The 17,387-nt window shown below is 55.5% G+C and carries 14 protein-coding genes; 8 read left to right on the forward strand and 6 right to left on the reverse strand.

Annotation, left to right across the window (positions count from 1 at the left end):
• Positions 1-175 precede the first annotated feature (175 nt).
• Complete coding sequence (locus tag G9Q73_RS15760; protein WP_177420621.1) at positions 176-733, forward strand: hypothetical protein; 558 nt, start codon at positions 176-178, stop codon at positions 731-733.
• A 51-nt stretch (positions 734-784) separates the two neighbouring features.
• Here G9Q73_RS15760 and mtaB read toward each other — a convergent pair whose 3' ends face one another.
• The gene (mtaB, locus tag G9Q73_RS15765; protein ID WP_177420622.1) at positions 785-2,065 is read right to left on the reverse strand and encodes a tRNA (N(6)-L-threonylcarbamoyladenosine(37)-C(2))-methylthiotransferase MtaB; all 1,281 of its coding nucleotides are present in this window, start codon (positions 2,063-2,065) and stop codon (positions 785-787) included.
• Between the two features lie 309 nt (positions 2,066-2,374).
• Between mtaB and G9Q73_RS20065 the strand changes: the two genes are divergently transcribed.
• Both G9Q73_RS20065 and G9Q73_RS15775 read left to right on the forward strand, forming a co-directional pair.
• Positions 2,375-4,768: a methyl-accepting chemotaxis protein gene (locus G9Q73_RS20065; RefSeq protein WP_177420623.1), complete on the forward strand. Its 2,394-nt coding sequence runs from the start codon at positions 2,375-2,377 to the stop codon at positions 4,766-4,768.
• 57 nt (positions 4,769-4,825) lie between these two features.
• Positions 4,826-6,406, forward strand: a complete 1,581-nt coding sequence (locus G9Q73_RS15775; RefSeq protein ID WP_177420624.1) for a DNA recombination protein RmuC — start codon at positions 4,826-4,828, stop codon at positions 6,404-6,406.
• A 66-nt stretch (positions 6,407-6,472) separates the two neighbouring features.
• Here the strand turns inward: G9Q73_RS15775 and G9Q73_RS15780 are convergent, their stop codons facing one another.
• The gene (locus G9Q73_RS15780; protein WP_177420625.1) at positions 6,473-6,832 is read right to left on the reverse strand and encodes an acyl-CoA thioesterase; all 360 of its coding nucleotides are present in this window, start codon (positions 6,830-6,832) and stop codon (positions 6,473-6,475) included.
• Between the two features lie 17 nt (positions 6,833-6,849).
• Entirely contained in the window at positions 6,850-7,086 is a 237-nt protein-coding gene (locus G9Q73_RS15785) for a Cif family virulence factor (protein WP_177420626.1), read from the reverse strand.
• A gap of 449 nt (positions 7,087-7,535) precedes the next feature.
• Here G9Q73_RS15785 and mutS point away from each other — a divergent pair, with 449 nt between their 5' ends.
• The 5 genes from mutS to G9Q73_RS15805 all read left to right on the forward strand — a co-directional run bounded on the left by mutS (position 7,536) and on the right by G9Q73_RS15805 (position 11,608).
• Positions 7,536-9,236: a DNA mismatch repair protein MutS gene (gene mutS, locus G9Q73_RS15790; RefSeq protein ID WP_439654696.1), complete on the forward strand. Its 1,701-nt coding sequence runs from the start codon at positions 7,536-7,538 to the stop codon at positions 9,234-9,236.
• A gap of 31 nt (positions 9,237-9,267) precedes the next feature.
• Complete coding sequence (locus G9Q73_RS15795) at positions 9,268-9,477, forward strand: dodecin (RefSeq protein ID WP_177420628.1); 210 nt, start codon at positions 9,268-9,270, stop codon at positions 9,475-9,477.
• A 319-nt stretch (positions 9,478-9,796) separates the two neighbouring features.
• On the forward strand, positions 9,797-10,780 hold the full coding sequence (locus tag G9Q73_RS15800) for a hypothetical protein (RefSeq protein ID WP_177420629.1): 984 nt from the start codon (positions 9,797-9,799) through the stop codon (positions 10,778-10,780).
• 200 nt (positions 10,781-10,980) lie between these two features.
• Entirely contained in the window at positions 10,981-11,115 is a 135-nt protein-coding gene (locus tag G9Q73_RS20070; protein WP_281397588.1) for a hypothetical protein, read from the forward strand.
• A gap of 280 nt (positions 11,116-11,395) precedes the next feature.
• Positions 11,396-11,608: a hypothetical protein gene (locus tag G9Q73_RS15805; protein WP_177420631.1), complete on the forward strand. Its 213-nt coding sequence runs from the start codon at positions 11,396-11,398 to the stop codon at positions 11,606-11,608.
• 244 nt (positions 11,609-11,852) lie between these two features.
• Here G9Q73_RS15805 and G9Q73_RS15810 read toward each other — a convergent pair whose 3' ends face one another.
• The 3 genes from G9Q73_RS15810 to G9Q73_RS15820 form a co-directional block, all read right to left on the reverse strand.
• The gene (locus G9Q73_RS15810) at positions 11,853-15,491 is read right to left on the reverse strand and encodes a coiled-coil domain-containing protein (protein WP_177420632.1); all 3,639 of its coding nucleotides are present in this window, start codon (positions 15,489-15,491) and stop codon (positions 11,853-11,855) included.
• A 168-nt stretch (positions 15,492-15,659) separates the two neighbouring features.
• A complete protein-coding gene (locus G9Q73_RS15815) occupies positions 15,660-16,724 on the reverse strand; it encodes a DUF3549 family protein (RefSeq protein WP_177420633.1) in 1,065 nt (354 codons plus the stop codon).
• Positions 16,721-17,185 carry a YcgN family cysteine cluster protein gene (locus G9Q73_RS15820; RefSeq protein ID WP_246345311.1) on the reverse strand — a complete coding sequence of 155 codons (465 nt, stop codon included), beginning with the start codon at positions 17,183-17,185 and terminating at the stop codon, positions 16,721-16,723. Before G9Q73_RS15820 ends, G9Q73_RS15815 begins: the two co-directional genes overlap by 4 nt.
• Between the last annotated feature and the right edge of the window lie 202 nt (positions 17,186-17,387).

Here is a 17,387-nt window from a genome sequence, read left to right on the forward strand (position 1 = left end):
ATTGCATCTTCTCCGACCGAAGACTAGCAGATATTATAGAGGCGGCGAGTCTGATTTTATTCATAACCGCGGGATATTAAGAATTTCAGTACTCTCCTTCAATCATCATGCGCCTTGCGCTTGTGCGCAAGGTCAGGCTGACGGATCGTGATGCCACCATGAATAAGGCGGGATAATGAGAAAATCAACAATCCGTTCGAAACTGCTGTTTCCCACTCTTCTGCTGTTGCCGTTGGTGGGTTATGCAGAGTCTGCTGAAGAGCGCTGTATCCGGGAGGTCTTCGGCGATTTCTGTCTGGGCGGGAGCATGAACAACCAGCTTACAAAGCGGGCAATTCAGAGAGAGCCGCAGCAGTGGGGTGAGCGATCCGGGGTGATCTATTCCGTGGATCGAGACAAGATCTATGTCATGGCGTTCAAGGGGACGATTTACAAGGTGCTGCGCACTTATGAACCGGCCACCCAAGTCGCTTTCAAAGACTTTAAACGTCGTTTACAGGGAAAATACGGCAAATCAGTAGACCAGAGCCAATATCCCACCTACGTTCGCAGCACAGCGGGAAAGATTGGTGCAATACGTCGTGGTGAGGCAACTGCACTCCATGTCTGGCAGTTGGAGGGAGAACCCTGGCGAGTAGAATTAGGCTGGTCGCGAAAGCTGGGGATATCTGTCGCTTATCTCGTCAATAGTCTGGATTTGCAGCAGCAGATGGAGGTGGACAAAGGGCTGTAAAGTTACCTGGATTACGCTGAATAAATACTAAAATTAAGCTTTCGCTGAACCCTATGGCCGATCCCATTCACCGGTCAGCCGGTCGCCGGTATCTGTTAATCCTATGATGCGGATGTCGATAATCTTATTCTCCAACGGCGCATCAGCATGCGCATCGATAGCCACCCTCAGGTAGTTGGGGGTGTACCCGCCCCAGCCGTTTTCTCCGCTACCCTCCACCAGCACCGGCAGGGTACGGCCGATATAGGTCTCCAGGGTTTGCCGTTTCATCTCTTCTCCAAGCTGATGCAGGGCATCGCTGCGGACGCGTTTAAGATTCCGGCTGACTGGATTGGTGAGTTGAGCTGCTTTGGTGCCGTTACGCGCTGAGTAGGCGAAGATGTGCAGGTGGCCGAAGCCGATCCGCTGCACATAGTCCAGCGTTTGCTGCCACTCTTTGTCGGTTTCACCGGGAAAACCGACGATGATATCGGTGGTAATGTTCAGATCCTCTACCCTGCTGCGAGCCAGCTCCACCAGCAGGGCATACTCATCGATTTTACAACGGCGGGCCATGCGGCGCAATACACTGTCGGAGCCACTCTGCAGCGGCAGATGCAGGTGTGGCATAAAACGGGGATCGGTGAACAGATCCCAGAAGCTTTTCGGCAGATCCCAGGGCTCGACCGAGCCGATGCGCAGGCGGGGAATATCGGTTTCCGCCAGTATCTGGCGTATCAGGCTGGACAGATCGGAGTCCCTGTCGCTGCCATAACCCCCGATATGGACCCCGGTCAGGACTACCTCCTGAATGCCGTCATCATGCAGTTGGTTGATCTCTTCGATGATCTCCAATTGCGGACGGCTGCGCTCTTCACCTCTGGCCTGAGTCACGATGCAGAAGGTGCAGCGATAACGGCAGCCATCCTGTACCTTGATGAAGGCGCGTTGGCGGCCCCTAGCCAGCAGTCCGGTTGCCGCCGGCTCGGTGACGTTCTCCGGCATCACGTTCAGGTTCAGTTCCCGGCCGACAATCTCGACCAGTCGTTCCTTGTCCTGGTTGCCGATAACCAGATCAACACCCTCCACCTGGGCCGTGGCAGTGGGGTCCAGAGAGGCGTAACAGCCGCTGACTACCAGCCTGGCGTTTGGATTGGCCCTATTGGCGCGGTTGAGTAGCTTGCGTGATTTCCGTACGGCTTCTTCAGTGACTGCACAGGTGTTCACTACCAAGAGCTCCGCCTGTTCCGGACTGTTGGTCAACTGATGACCCAAGTCGACGAAGTCGCGTCTCCAGGTTTCCAGTTCCGCTTCGTTGAGGCGGCAGCCGAGGGTTTTCAGGTGAATTCTCATAGGACAGATGGATGTTGAAAAGGGATGGGAAAGGTATATCGAGTGGTCGCTGGTTGCAAATTCATGTGCCGACATCTCCTGTCACGGGGTGTTTTTGTCGCTGTTTTTCGGCTAACCCACGAGAGTATCAGGGTTTTTTTACATGTCCGGCTAAAGAAGTGGGTGAATGGGCCGATAAGAGTAAGGGAGAGATGGAAGGGAACACAGTAAAAAAGGAGATTCCCATCGGCTCATGCGGTTATTTGGGTTTGGCGCCACTTTTCTTCAGTCGCAACTATTGTCCGACAAATCTTTACCAAAAAAACGAATATGAAACTTTTTTTATCGAAAATCCAGATCAGCCACAAAATACTCTTTGGGTTTGCCGTTGTCCTGGGGATGCTGGCGATTACCTCAGGGTTGACCTTGTTCAGTCTTCAGAAGGTTCGACATGCCGTTTTCGAGGTGGTAGAAGAGCGGCAGCCCACGGCACTGCTGTCGGTGGAGCTGGCGACACAACTGCACAACGCATACGGTGCGCTGGGATTTTATCTGCTGAGCAAAGAACCAGGTCATCTCACTGTATTTGAACGAAAGATGAACGCGGTTAGCCAAACGCTGCAAAACCTCAAATCCCTGCCATCCGTCTCCAGTGATCCCGCTGCGAAGGTGTTGGTGGAGGCGATTGCTGCTGAACTGGAAAACTCCTCCGTAGTGCAGAATGAGCTGTTGGCCGCCGCTGCGGACAATGAGAAGAACTTTCCCGGTATCGCTTATGCCAATCAATTCGTCAACCCCCTGAACCAGAGTTTGCTGCAGTTGGCGACACAGATGATCGATTCCGAGTTGGAGGCATCGCAGGATACAGAAGACACTTCCAGGTTGGAGCTGTTTTCCCTGATCAATGATCTCCGCTACAGCTGGTCCACCGTGATGGGCAGCATCCGGGGGTACCTGGCATTCCGCAACCAGGCGCAACTGGAGAATCTGGCGCTCTATATGGAGAGGGCGGGAGAATTGATAGACAAGGTCTCAGCCTATGGTGAAGCACTCACCTTTGAGGAAGAGGAGGCGCTTGAACAGTTCATTACTGACTATGCAGCCTTAGATCAAGCCCAGAAAAAGATGGTCGAGATCCATGGCAGCGACCGCTGGCGAACCGATGTGTGGCTGATCAAGAGTCAGCTAAGCCCGATCTTCAAGACCATCGAAGCCAAGGTGAATGACCTGGTCGAACGCCAGAAAACTGCGATACATGAGACCAGTAATGATCTGTTGGCCGAGGCGGAAAGCACCAACCGACTGGTCCTTATCCTGCTGGTGAGCGGCCTGATAATCGGTTTGCTGATTGCGATTGTCATCAGCCGTATGGTCTCGGTGCCGCTACGTCATGCAGCAGGCATGATGGATGAAATCGCCAGTGGCGACAGTGATCTGACACGGCGAATGGTGTGCGGCGGCAGTGATGAGATTGGTCTCCTGACGAGCAGCTTCAACCGCTTCGTGGATAAGATTCAGGGTCTGGTACGAGAGACGGCAGAATCCACCAGCATGGTGATTGGCGGCGTGGTCGAAACGTCGGAGATTACGGCGGTGATCAGCAGTGAGGTGATCGAACAGGAAGGCCGCACTCAGCAGGTCGCGACTGCGGTGCATCAGATGTCTATCTCCATCGGTGAGGTGGCGGATAGTGCACAAACTGCCCGTGAGTCCGCACAGTCGGCGGATAGCGAAGCAGGACATGGTCGAGAGATCATGGAGGAGACTGTCTCCTCCATCAAGCGGTTAGCGAATGAGGTGGAAATGGCCGCCGATTCCATCCTGAAAGTAGAGGATGACAGTGCGGAGATCAGTCAGATTCTCGATGTCATCAAGTCGATTGCTGAACAGACCAACCTGTTGGCGCTCAACGCGGCAATCGAAGCGGCGAGGGCCGGTGAGCAGGGGCGTGGTTTCGCCGTGGTGGCGGATGAGGTCAGAGGGCTGGCGACGCGCACACAACAATCCACTGTTGAGATCGAAGGTATGATCGTACGATTGCAGGCAGGTGCACGAGAGGCTGCCGCTGTGATGAAATCGGGTACGAAGACAGCAGAACAGAATCTTGAGCAGGTGGAGCGGGCCAGGCACTCTCTGGTCTCCATCTCCGAGGCGGTCTCCACGATTAATTCCATGAATACTCAGATCGCCACTGCTGCTGAACAGCAGCATACGGTGGCGGATGAGATCAATAGAAATGTGGTTCTTATCAGTGACTCCAGTCGGGAAACGGCTGGCCATGCCCGCCAGACCAGAACAATTATCAATGATTTGGGGAAGCGGGCGTCCGGGCTGCAGCAGGCGATCAGCCAGTTCAAAATATCCGGCGCTGTCACCATCGATTTCGAAGCGGCTAAATCGGCCCATCTGGCCTGGAAGGCAAGATTGCAGGGTTTTCTTGATGGGCAAACATCTCTGAACCAAAACGAGGCAGTATCTCATCATGACTGCGTTCTTGGTAAGTGGTACGACTCGGAAGGCCTGTCCCGCTACGGCGAGATTCCTGAAATGCGTGAGTTGGAGGCACCCCATGCCGCGATGCATGAGCTGATCAAACAGATCGTGCAGAAGAAAAATGCGGGTAGTGAGGCAGAGGCAGCACAGTTGCTCCGTCAGGTTGATCCACTTTCTCTGCGTATCATCTCCCTGCTCGATATCGTTGAAAGGAAAGTCGCCGCTAGCTGAATTGGGCAGCGGCGCAGGCTCACCCAATGAGTTCCCTGATCCGGTATAGTCTGGGTTATGGAGACACTGTTACAACTTCCCTCATGGCAGCAGGCCGCCCTGGCCATATCGTTGCTGTTGATATCCATGCTGTTCATGGTGCTGCGCTGGTTGTGGAAAATCCTGGAACATCAACTGGTCCTGGCGCAGACGCAGGAGGGTCGCCATCGGCAGAGCGATGAACGCCTGCGGGAACAGGAGCGGGTGTTGCTGCGCGAACTCTCCCAGACCAGTCAGGATCTGGGAGATCGAATAGCCAAGGGCGCCATGGCCCAACAACGCTCACTGCATGTGCTGCAACAACAGATGTTGGAGCGTTCGGACAAGCTCTACCAAGGACTCGAACGCCGTTTCGGTGAGATGCAACAGACCTTGACTGGTGATGCGGGTCGTCTGCGTGTGGAACTGCTGGAACGTTTTGAACAGCTACAGACCACCGTTGCCAGCAGCTTGCATGGGGGACGTTTGGCCCAGCATGAGAAACTGATGGAACTGAAAGAGGCGCTTTCTCAGTCGCTGGTCAGTCACCGCCAGGCATTTGATGAGCGTCAGCTGGATGCAATGAAGGCGCAGCAGGAGGCGCTGCACAATGGCATGACGGAGGTGCGCAAACAGGTGGGGGAGGCGCTGATCCAGCATGCGGACGATCTTGGTAAGCGGGTTCAGGCGCTGGCCGAAACTACCGACCAGCGGCTGAAAGAGATCAGTGGCCAGGTTGAAAAACGGCTCAACGAAGGTTTTGAGAAGACGACGGAGACCTTTTCCAAGGTGCTCATCCACCTGACGCGCATAGACGAGGCGCAGAAAAAGATCACCGAGCTTTCGAGCAATGTGGTCAGCCTGCAGGAGATCCTTTCAGATAAACGTTCCCGCGGTGCCTTCGGTGAGGTTCAGCTTAACGCCTTGGTGCGCAATGTGATGCCGGAGTCTGGATTTTCACTGCAACACACCCTGGGTAACGGCAAGCGGGCAGATTGTATGCTGTTTCTGCCTGATCCCACGGGCAATGTGGTGATCGATGCCAAGTTTCCGTTAGAGGCATACCAACGCATGCAGGATACCGCGCTGTCAGAAGCCGACCGCAATCAGGCAAAACGTCAGTTTCGTCAGGATATCCGCAAACATATCGATGACATCGCCAGCAAATACATCATTGCAGGGGAGACCGCAGACGGTGCGGTGATGTTCATCCCGGCGGAGGCTGTGTTTGCCGAGATCCATGCCCACTTCCCCGACTTGGTGGAGGATGCCTATCGCAAACGCGTCTGGCTGGTTTCACCCACCACCATGATGGCGGTACTGACCACCGCAAGGGCTGTATTGAAAGATGCCGCCACCCGCGAACAGGTACACGTTATTCAGCGCCATCTACAGGCGCTTTCCAAAGATTTCGGCCGTTTTCAGGAACGTATGGACAAACTTGCTGTGCATATTGATTTGGCAAATCGCGATGTCAACGATGTGAATATCTCGGCAAAAAAGATCAGCCGTCGCTTCCAGAAGATCGAAAAAGTGGAATTGGAAGAGGAGCAGGGACCGGATCTGCCTGTTTTCAAAGAGTCACTGCCCGGTAACGGAACTGAATCGGAAACAGGCTGATGTTTTTAATCTGCTGTAGGCCCGATCAAGCTTGCGGATCGGACAATCCGTTGTAGATGCGGCCCTCTACTGCTGTGAAACAGGTGTTTTATCCCCAGCATCGTTCAGGCAGACAAAAGTGACGCTGGTGGAGAAGACGGACGCCTCTGCCCCCGTCTCCAGATTGTCCGCGAAGACATCCACCTGATAATGGACGGAGGTGTTGCCGCTCCCCGTTCTTCTGACATCGAAGCGGAGGATAGTGCCCAATTTGATACTCTTTTTGAAAGCCAGGTTTTCCATGCCAATGGTGACGAATTTACACCCAGGATGCTCCAGACTGGCAGCAATCCAGGCGCACTCGTCGACCCACTTGAGCAGGTTGCCACCAAACAGGTAGCCGTAGTGGTTGAGGTGTTCAGGGAGAACGAGTTTATGGTTTTCCATGACGGCGAAATAAACCGTTACCGCTGCATGGTGGGGGGAATAATTCCTTGTGCCGGTGGAGTCGGGCTGTTCTGGTGCATCAGAATACGCCAGCCATCCCCCCCACGGCGGTAGATATTGGTGGCGTAAACCGGCTGAGTTTCCGGAGCATCGGGAATTTTGACCATCTCTTTGATCAGATGGATGGCAATATCATCTGCTTTATCCAAACTTAAATAAGTTTGACTTCCATGTCGAGCACTATCCCTGCTCAATATGTGTTCTCAGGTTTTACGTATCGCCTCCAGTCCTTCTGAGCAGGTGACAGTGGGCAGCAGACAGAGAACTCCCCATCAGATTCTCTCCCCAAAACGGCCACGCGGCTCTCCAGATCCATTTCATCGATGGCGTGTCATAGTAGGCGCGCCTCAGCGTCCTGGGGAGATTCAAAAATGGTTGCTCATGCCGTCCCGCTTATCCTGATGTGGTTGTACATTTTCGGGCCATCATTTCAAAGGAGGATAGGCCGATCTAATGACGGGATGGGCTTACTCAACGTCACTGTTTTCAAGGGTTCCGACACTGTATTTTTGGCCATCGCCTTTTCCCGGTATGTGTGGATCTATATATAAAATGATTGGCCCGACGGGTTCCTTTGTGAACGCGACCTGACTCCGCCAGCATTTTCGACCACTCCCTGTCGAACCAGCCCCAACACACTTTGGTGGGGATCATGGATCGCACCGCCACACCGATGGGCAGCCGCATGCTGCGGCGCTGGATCAATCGACCCCTGCGGGATGCCGGCGCAGTCTCCGAGCGTCACGCCGCGATCGACGAATTACTCAACCAACGTGGCTTTCCCGCCCTGCAGGAGACGCTGCAGGGTATCGGCGACATCGAACGAATCCTCGCCAGGGTTGCACTGAAGAGCGCACGTCCGCGGGATCTCAGTGTGCTGCGGGACGCCCTTGGAACCCTGCCCGAGCTGCAGCAGCAGTTGACACCACTCACCTCGCCCCTGCCAGGGATTCTGTCGGATAAGATCGGCAAACATCCAGAGGTTCACGACCTGCTGCAACGGGCCATCATCGAACAACCGCCGATGCTGATCCGCGATGGCGGTGTGCTGGCGGAAGGCTATGACGAGGAACTCGACCGACTGCGCAACCTGTCACAGAATGCCGACCAGTTTCTGCTCGACCTGGAGCAGCGGGAACGGCAGCGCACCGGCATCAACAACCTCAAGGTCAGCTACAACCGGGTACACGGCTACTACATCGAGATCAGCCGTCTTCAATCGGACAAGGCGCCGGAGGATTACGTCCGTCGCCAAACGCTGAAGTCAGCAGAACGTTTCATCACCCCGGAACTGAAGAAGTTCGAGGATCAGGTACTCAGTGCCAGAGAACGCTCACTGGCGCGGGAGAAGTCGCTCTACGCCAAACTGCTGGATCAACTGGCCGAGTACCTCCAACCCCTGCAAAACTGTGCTGAGGGCCTCGCCGCCCTGGATGTTCTCTGTAATCTGGCGGAACGGGCCGAGACCCTCGACCTGCGCCAACCGGAGCTGAACCGGGAACCTGGCCTTGAGATCCTGGATGGCCGCCACCCGGTCGTTGAGCAGGTCAGCAGCACGCCCTTCGTTGCCAACAACGTGCGCTTCGACGAGAAACGCCGCATCCTGATCATCACCGGTCCCAACATGGGCGGCAAATCGACCTACATGCGGCAGATCGCCATCATCACGCTGTTGGCCTATGCGGGGAGTTTCGTACCGGCAAAGGCGGCCAGCCTCGGTCCCATCGACCGCATCTTCTCCCGCATCGGCGCGTCGGACGACCTTGCCGGTGGACGTTCCACCTTTATGGTGGAGATGGAGGAGACCGCAAACATCCTGCACAACGCCTCCGAGCAGAGCCTGGTGTTGATGGATGAGATCGGACGCGGCACCTCCACCTTCGACGGACTCTCCCTCGCCTGGGCCTGCGGCGTCGAGTTGGCGACACGCATCCGCGCCTTTACCCTCTTCGCCACCCACTACTTTGAACTGACCACCCTGCCCGATGAGTATCCCGGCATCGCCAACGTACATCTGGATGCGGTGGAACATGGCGACTCCATTGTCTTTCTGCACGCTGTGCGGGAGGGTCCCGCAAATCAGAGTTACGGCCTGCAGGTTGCCGCGCTGGCGGGGGTCCCCAAGGGCGTGATAAAACGTGCCCGGCAGCGATTACTGGAGCTGGAACAGGCAGCCCAGCAACACGCGGACCAACAACAGAACCAGCTGCCTCTGTTTGCAGCGGAACCCCAGGCGTCTCCCGCACTTGATATGCTGCGCGAGATCGATCCCGATGATTTCTCACCCAGAGAGGCCCTGGAACAGCTCTATCTGCTGAAAAAGAAGCTGGAGCTACAGATATAGAAAAATCAAACCCCAATCAAGGAGTATCACAATGAGTGACCATGTCTACAAAAAGATCGAAGTGGTGGGTTCTTCCACCAAAAGCAGCGACGCGGCAATCCGCAATGCCATTAAACGCGCCGGTAAGTCAGTCCATAGTATGAACTGGTTCGAGGTAGTCGAGACCCGTGGCCATATCCAGGATGGCAAGGTGGCCCACTGGCAGGTAACCGTGAAGATCGGCTTTCGCCTGGACGACTGAAAAGACCCTGACTTGTGTCCAGCAAGAAATACTGTTTTAACCACGAAGCACACCAAGGACACACGACTGCATGGCAGAGATTGCCGCTGCACTCTTTCTGCATTTCCTCCATCCCTGGAGGTCAGATGCGGGATCGGGACCCGGCACTGGTTATCATTCTCGGACTCTTCGCTTTCGCTACCCCTCTCTTTCACAACGTAAAGAGAGAGTAGCAGGCGATCTCGCCCCCTGTCGTTCTGCCCCACAAATGGTATAGTTTTTCTCCAACATCACCTGCTATCTATCCATTGACCCAATGACCAGGCCGGAAGGACGGAAAATGAACGGAACTATCTCCCAACCCAACGCCAATACCCTGTCTGACAGATATCGTTTTCAACGTAGCTTCCTCAACGTCATGGCACTTATCCTCTCCGGTCTGCTGCTGAGTGCCTGCGGCGCAGGCGCATCAAAGATCAAACTGACAAATGGGCACATGGACAAACTCAGGCTCGCCTTTGTCGGGCGGGAGTTTGTTTTTCAAACGGATTGGCACTCCAAAATGGTTATTTACAAAGGCAAGCCGGTTCACTGGTATGCCACCCATTACAACCAATCCCCACATGATAAGAAAGAGCAGCAGAAGATCGGCAAGTTTCAGGCGCGTGGAGGAGACGTTGCCACCTTCACCGATGCCAGGCCGTGGACGTACCATGCACTGGCGCTCTATTTCAAAAATCAGCAAGGCAACAGAGGCATCCTCAGAATAAGCACCCCCAACAAAGATTCTTGGGGTAGTGAATTCTATGAAGACATGACGAACCAGGTGGCCACCGTGGCCTGGGTCGAAGATCAGCTCACTAACGCAACCATCAAGTTCCTTGATAAGACGGAAACGGATGCCGCTGAGATCCCTGCTGCGCTGCCGACACCACCGACCCAGCCGGAACTGACTCCCGTTGCGCCCGTCGCACCAGCCCCGGCACAGATGGCTGAACCATCGATTTCCCGCCTCACCGTAACCGCAACACCATCCCGTGTCAGGCACGGAGAGGTCTTGAAACTGCAACTCGATTACACCATCGACGCGGCCGACGGGGAGCCGGTGCAGGTAACCGAATCACGCAACCTGGTCTTCAACAGCAAGGCTCTGCCGGGTTATCCCAAAGAACGACAGGAAACCCGCAGTAGCGGGAAGCATGCGACCAGCTTCCGCCAGAAGATCCCGTCGCGGGCAACACCAGGTACCTATACTTACAAGGGTGAGGTCTGCATCCCCGCTGGTTGTAGCAGTCGACTGGTACGGTTCACTATCGAACCCTAAGTGAGGCCGGTCAGCAACTGCGACCCTGCACCACTTGGGCATGCTGTCGCGCATCGCGCCTATTTATCGGACCCAGCAGTATAAGAAGGCACGTCATGAATGATCGGCATAAATATTATGGATTGGCTATTATTCTTCTCATCTTCACGTTGATATTGCAGGGGTGTGGTCTCCCGAAGCCTCTCGTGACAAAAGACAGGATGACAGAACTGAAAAGGCATTTTGTCGGACACGAGTTCGTGTTCCGCACCGACTGGACCAATCAACTGCGTATCTACATGGGAAACCGACGCACTATTGCTTCACCACACCCCATCAGCGCGAAAAATGTCTGAAGAACGCGGAGAAACACAAACAGCTGCTGGCCCGTTAATAGCGCCGCATCACCGATGTGGATGGTGCGAGTCGACATGGTATTTGTTCGTGGAATACAAGACCGAACAAAACAAGACGGGCCATATCATCATCGAGACTGTCCACTTGGAAAACTGGGCCATGCATGGACCGCGGCCCACGCAAAATGGACTGACCAGACTGCCACGGTGGCAAACGTCGAAGATCTGCTGACCCGCTCAACCATCCGATTTCGCATAAACCAATGCGGACAGCAAAGAGGTGGAGACTGCACTGCCGGCGCCCCCACAACAACCGACGCTGACAGCCGCCCCCACGTCCGCTCTGACTCCTGCCTTGGCGATTGCCCAACCTGCCATCCGGCAATTCGAAACGGGAGTGAATCCGTCCCGTATCAGACACGGCGAGACCCTCAAGCTGATGCTGACCAGCGTAGTGGAAAGCGAACCGTATATAATAGAGGTCACAGTATAATCTCGCAGCCTGCTGTTCACCTGCGCGCTCTGCCGGGTTATCCTAAAGAACGACAGGAAACCTGGTAAGTGGAAGTACGCGACCAGCTTCCGCCAGAAGATCCTTGCCGCAGGCAACACCAGGCAGCTATACTTACAAAGGCGAGGTCTGCATCCAGACCGGTTGCACCAGCCGACTGGTAAGGTTCACTATCGAACCCTGACAACTCGATTATTCAGGCGTGGCAGCTGGCTGCCTTGTGTCATCAAAAGTCAGTATGCTCGAAACACTCTCCGAACGAGTAGACGCCCGGCGCCTTGCCGTCGCATTGACTGCTGAAGTCGCCTTCCCATTTGTCGAATCCCGACGACTTGGTCTTGGCTGCGGGCTGTGACGACTTGGTTGCCCACCCCGCATTTGCGTTGTTGACGGATTGCCGTCTGGGTGTCTTGGGCGCAGTATGGAGATTTTGGCGATGGCTCTGCTCGTACTTTTTCATCAAGTCGCCATATTTGCGTTGGTTCTCACGCACCTTGCGCTGAAAAATGTCATCGGAATAAGGATTCGGGTTTGAAGTACCAGTACTGCGTGCTGCCTTCGCCTTACTAACCTCCCCCAGAACACCCATCAAGACACCTCTCAATGCTTGCGCCGAACGTCTGTTCTCTTCCCGGCGTTGTTCATAACGCGCCCGTTCGCGTTCCCGCTCATAAGCGCTCCGCTCCCCTTCCAGACGCGCCCGTTCAATGGCTTCCTCGCGCTTCATCCGGGCGATCCGTTTGGCATCCTCCAGCAGGCTACGAGCCATCTTGTCCTGGCCAAGCCGGGTCGAGGCATTCTGCATCGCCCTCTTGAGCGCACTGATGCTCTCATCGACATTGCCGCGCTCCAGATTGCTGATCGCGTTTTGGATGGCATCCCGATAGCGTTTATCACGTTCCGCCAGCAGCTGGATGGTGCCGTAGTTCTGTTTCAGCCAGTCATGCTCCGGGTCGGCGTCACGGGCCTGGTTGGCCAGACGCATTGCCCGCTGGAAATCGCCATCGGCATTGGCGGCCATGATGGCGCTGACATACTGCTCCGCCGGACTGGCCTGCTCGTATCCGCCGTCGCCCCATGCGCCGCCATCAGCGCCACCCTGCTGACCACCGACGGCATCCCGAATGGCCTGGCGGATAAGTTCCTTCCGCCTTTCCGGATCCGGCTCGGAGAGCATGATATCGGTGATCTTGTCAGTGAGTGCATCTTCGTCTGAGGCTGCTGTCTTTGGCGCCTCCTCACCGTAACCGCTCTCGGCGCTGCCCCAACCGTCATCGGTCTCCGCCTCTCTCTGCTTTTCCTTCCCGGCCAGACGGGCCTTTTCCTCCTCCGCTTGCTTCTGTTTTTTCTCCTCGGCACGGCGGGCCTGTTTGCGTTTTTTCTCCTTGTCGAGCCAGGATTCTTCCTCTTCCGCCTTCTGCCTCTCCCCTTCACTCATCTGCCGGGCATAGTCGCGCATGGCAACAGGATCGGGTTGGCTGCCAGCCAAGCCCCGGATCGTAGCGAGCTTTTTCGGATCGACTTCCTTCAGGTTGCCATTGGCGATGGCGACGATCTTGTTCATCTCCGCCTGGTTGGCTGCTATCTCGCCCAGTAGTTGTTCGATGCGTTGCTGGTTCTCCGGGCTGTTTGCATTGCCAGAGAAGAGGATGCCTTCCAACTCCGCCGTCGCCTTGCGGTTTCGCTTGTCCGCCCAGCGCGCTTTGTCGTTAAGGTGCTGCACCATGGCATTTTTCTGTGCCGACCAGTCGGAGCGTTCATCAAAGGTCTCCATCTCGGCCGCCATATTGGCCGCCGCCCCGATTCCGACAGCGTTTCCAACCACTTCGGCCCCGGCCTTCCCCATGGCAGGCAAACCGTCCCGCAAGAACTCCGCTTTGCGCCCCTCCGCCTTGGCCTGCGCCTCCATCTCACCCATCCGACGGCCGATGATCTCCTTGTTGGGGTCGACCAGCATCTGCTGGCTCAGATCCTGCAAATTCGAGGTGGTCGTGTCGGTATTGGCGGCCTGCTGTTTCAATCGGCCCAGTTCACCCTGTTCCGCAGCAGTCAGCGGCCCCGGCTTCTTCTCCAGATCACGAATCTTATTTTCCAGTTCGATCTTTTTGATGCGCTGCCGCAACCGGGTATCTTCCACCGCTTTGCGCATCGGCTCATATCCCGAGCCCTCTTTGACGATGTCCGCCAAATCCTTCCCGGTGACGGTCTGGTCGGAGCGATCCAGTACCTCACCCAGCTTTCGCGCCGTGGCCTCGCCCATCTGCAGGCCCGCTTCCACACCCGCACCGACGGCGCCCACAACGTTGGTTTTTGGCTTGGGCCTGCGGCCATCGATGGCAGTCACCTTGGCCTTGCCTCTCTTGCCCACAACCACCACATCGGTCGGACTGTCAGCCCAGGACGGCCGTCTGCCAGCAGAGGGGAGATCCGGGTCTGGGATACCCTGGCCTCTTCTTGCGCCTATTCCACTCGCAGGCAAATCACCGTCACTTGAGATCCCCGTTCTCGGGGCAGCTCCATCCGGTCCATCGATCCCCCCCGACCGCTTCGCGTTGGCACTCTGTTCCGCCGCGCCGAGCCGCCGCTGCAACTCATCATCCGGGATCGCGCCCTTGGCCGGCTCTCCCCGATCTTTCCAGCCGCCGCTGTAGGTCTCATCAGCCGTCTTCCTGCGTTTCTCGCCACTGAGAAATCTATCGCCGACCTCGTTGCCCTCTCGTACACGCCGCCGATTGTTATCGATGTCATCGGCAGCATTTCTGTTCCAATCTCTTTCCGCCGGATCGGCACTGTTTGCGTTGCGATAGGACTGTTCGACGTTTTCCCTCACCTTGTCCCGGACATCTCCACGACGATTCGCCCTCTGCTCCGCCGCATCCATGTACTTGTTGGATTTCTTTTGCCACTCTTTTACCTTTTGCGCCTGAACCTCCGGCGAATCACCCAGATCGGCGATGCCTGCGGTCACCGGATCACCATATTTCTGAAATGCCTTTGCCTGGTCGACCAGCGTGTCAGCCTGGGATTTTCCGGTTTTCGGGTCGATCTTAGCCAGTTCCCTCATCTCTGGGTCGGGATGCTGTGCCAGCGAACGTCTGAACTCCCCCTGATCTTTGACAAAAGCGCCTTTGCCCTCGTCATACCTGGCCCGGTCCGACGCCTTGTCCATCTTCGACACCGACTTGCCCATGGTCTTCAGGTCACCGTCCGCGCGACCATGATGAAATTTGGATGAGTGGTCGATCCCTTCGCCCCGCGCATCCCTCACCTCCCCGAGATTGCCGGTGGCATCACGCCCGCCGGGAGTCTTGAAGGAGTCGAAATCGGTCTCCTTGGCCTTGTTCCCCGCAGCGGTCTCCTTGCGCCAGTAGACATGATCGTCCGTATGATCGACCACCTTGCTGGGATTGCTGGTATCGACATCATGACCGCGGCGTTTCAACTCATCGATCATCTTCTCGTCGATCTGGTCCGTGTGGCCTGCAGTATCGACATCGGCCCGCACGTCCTTGGTATTGCTTCCGGTCTGCGCGGCGCCGGTCTGTTTGATCATCTCATCTACGCGCTGGTTACGGGTATCCAGCCGGTTGTGTTTGTCCTGGACCCGTTTTCGATCGGATAGGTAGCGGTCAAAGAGGGCATCTTGGTCGGCACCCCCTTGATTTGCCTGATTTCGATAACGCTCACGCAGTGTATCCAGTTCCTTCTGCTGGGCAGCACGCAACTGGTTAATAGGGATGGCGCCATCCTGAATAGCGGTTTCAGAGAATGTCGGAGTGAGATACCCCAGGAAAAGGCAGAGGACTATGCAAGCCTCTGCGAAGTAATGCAGAGACGGGGAAAAACGATTGTTAGCGCTGCCCATATCAAACTCCCAATGATCAAGCACTTTGGGGAAATCCTGTATTGATCCCCGGTTGATGGGACGCCACCGTTTGCTGATTGGGAAATCTGATCCGTCAGCATGAATGATTATCCATCAAATATTGATTATAACCACTCTCATAACATGCTTACTAATCACCACCGCTTTTCAGGTCGCCGGTGAGCGAATACGGGAAAAAAATTCGCCAATCGACTCTGAAAGTGTCTCGGATCGTTTGGGATCGCGCAGGCTTGCCAACATTAAGCGGCGGGCACCAGGAAGAAAAAGCAGATCTGCCAGCACCCGGTTGAAAAAATCCTGCGACTCATCAGATGCTGCCAGGCATTCAAGATAGTGGCAGCGCAGCCCTTCGTCCTCCAGCACCTCCCAGGCCCGTCCTCCAATCGCCGTGAGCACGTCGCTGCGGGAGGCAATCGGATGATTCAGCACGCTGCCGATCATCTGATCCCTATAGGTCAGGGAGATGCTGTTGGAGATGCCACGAATGCCGGCAGTAATAATTTGGGGATCAGGTTCGTCCTCTGCCAGGGCCACCTCCACCCTTTTACAGAGCGCTTCGGCAATCGCCACCGGCACAGATTCATTTTCCAGACAATGACAGAGCGCCTCCAGCGGCGAGGCTGGAAGCTGCGGGATCGCCTCGGCGATCTGCCTGGCCATCTCCGGCTCGGCACAGCGGACAGCCAGGTCGGCAATGCCCTGATAGCCGAGAAAAGACCACTGATCCCAGCCGGGCTTACCCTGAAAATAGTCGACCGCGTGGCCGTAGTAGCGGGAAGCAGGCTGTTTCAGCAGCAGGGTAAGCTTGGCGTGCAGTACAGCCAAACGCTCCTGTTTAGGCTGAAAGACGTAGGGATTCTCTTCCAGGGCAGCCTGCAGGTGTTCGCCTTTGCGTGCTGCCTCGAGATTTTCCCCCAGGCTCTCCACCAGTCGATGCATGAAATCGTCCCGCGCGGCCAGCACCAGCTTGCCCTGCTCGTCCAAAGGGAAACGCAGGAACCAGATAAAGGGTTCATTCTGACTTTCACGGTCATGAAAGACCAGGGCAAACCAGGCTTGCTGTTGTAGTGGCTGTGGATAGGGAAGCTCGGTTCTTTCAAACTTGAGAAAATCATCGTGGGGAATTTTGCTGACACGGCGTCCCATATCGAAGAAACGCAGACGTCCATCGGCGGTTTCGAGAAACTCGGTCAGGCTGGCTATCTCGCTCATGTTTCGACCCAATCGATCAAGTGAAAAACCAAGTCATCAGCCTCCGCTTCGTGAACCACACGACCCTGAATCGAGTTGCCACTCTCCTCCACCGTCTCCTGCCTTCCGGAAACCAGTGGATGCCACTCCGGCAGATCCTTGCCTTCCGCCAGCAAACGATAGGCGCAGGTGGCGGGAAGCCAGTAGAGCTCCTCCAGATCCTGTGGCGTCAATGTGATGCAGCTGGGAACCTGCACGGAGCGATCTGTATAACTGGTGCACCGGCAACCTTCGAGATCCAGCAGATCACAGACCACATTGGTGAAATAGATCTCCCGGGTATCTTCGTCTTCCAGTTTCTGCAGACAACATTTGGCACAGCCATCGCAGAGAGATTCCCACTGTAACGCGCTCATCTCCGTCAGTTTTACTTCCCGCCAGAATTTTCTATTTTTCTCAACCATTGGCCCCTCTTTTTTCATCCGCGCAATTCTCCGGTTTCAGCGCCAATCAGGCAATGAAATTTTCTCACGAAAAGTGAAATCCCCCTACTCATACTAAGTATTTTTCCTAATCCAGCACAAGGCACTGGAGAAACAGCTTGTCAATCCCTTTATGCACATTTATGAAACGAAGGCTCCAAAGTTATTGGCTTACATTTTATTCTTGTGAAAATACATGCTG

It is taken from the genome of endosymbiont of Lamellibrachia barhami (assembly GCF_011947365.2).
GTDB lineage: Bacteria > Pseudomonadota > Gammaproteobacteria > Chromatiales > Chromatiaceae > QGON01.

Bases quoted from the DNA above. Each gene is read 5' to 3' on its own strand.
- G9Q73_RS15760 (WP_177420621.1), top strand. From the start codon at position 176: ATGAGAAAATCAACAATCCGTTCGAAACTGCTGTTTCCCACTCTTCTG.
- mtaB (WP_177420622.1), bottom strand. From the start codon at position 2,065: ATGAGAATTCACCTGAAAACCCTCGGCTGCCGCCTCAACGAAGCGGAA.
- G9Q73_RS20065 (WP_177420623.1), top strand. From the start codon at position 2,375: ATGAAACTTTTTTTATCGAAAATCCAGATCAGCCACAAAATACTCTTT.
- G9Q73_RS15775 (WP_177420624.1), top strand. From the start codon at position 4,826: ATGGAGACACTGTTACAACTTCCCTCATGGCAGCAGGCCGCCCTGGCC.
- G9Q73_RS15780 (WP_177420625.1), bottom strand. From the start codon at position 6,832: ATGGAAAACCATAAACTCGTTCTCCCTGAACACCTCAACCACTACGGC.
- G9Q73_RS15795 (WP_177420628.1), top strand. From the start codon at position 9,268: ATGAGTGACCATGTCTACAAAAAGATCGAAGTGGTGGGTTCTTCCACC.
- G9Q73_RS15800 (WP_177420629.1), top strand. From the start codon at position 9,797: ATGAACGGAACTATCTCCCAACCCAACGCCAATACCCTGTCTGACAGA.
- G9Q73_RS20070 (WP_281397588.1), top strand. From the start codon at position 10,981: ATGACAGAACTGAAAAGGCATTTTGTCGGACACGAGTTCGTGTTCCGC.
- G9Q73_RS15810 (WP_177420632.1), bottom strand. From the start codon at position 15,491: ATGGGCAGCGCTAACAATCGTTTTTCCCCGTCTCTGCATTACTTCGCA.
- G9Q73_RS15815 (WP_177420633.1), bottom strand. From the start codon at position 16,724: ATGAGCGAGATAGCCAGCCTGACCGAGTTTCTCGAAACCGCCGATGGA.
- G9Q73_RS15820 (WP_246345311.1), bottom strand. From the start codon at position 17,185: ATGAAAAAAGAGGGGCCAATGGTTGAGAAAAATAGAAAATTCTGGCGG.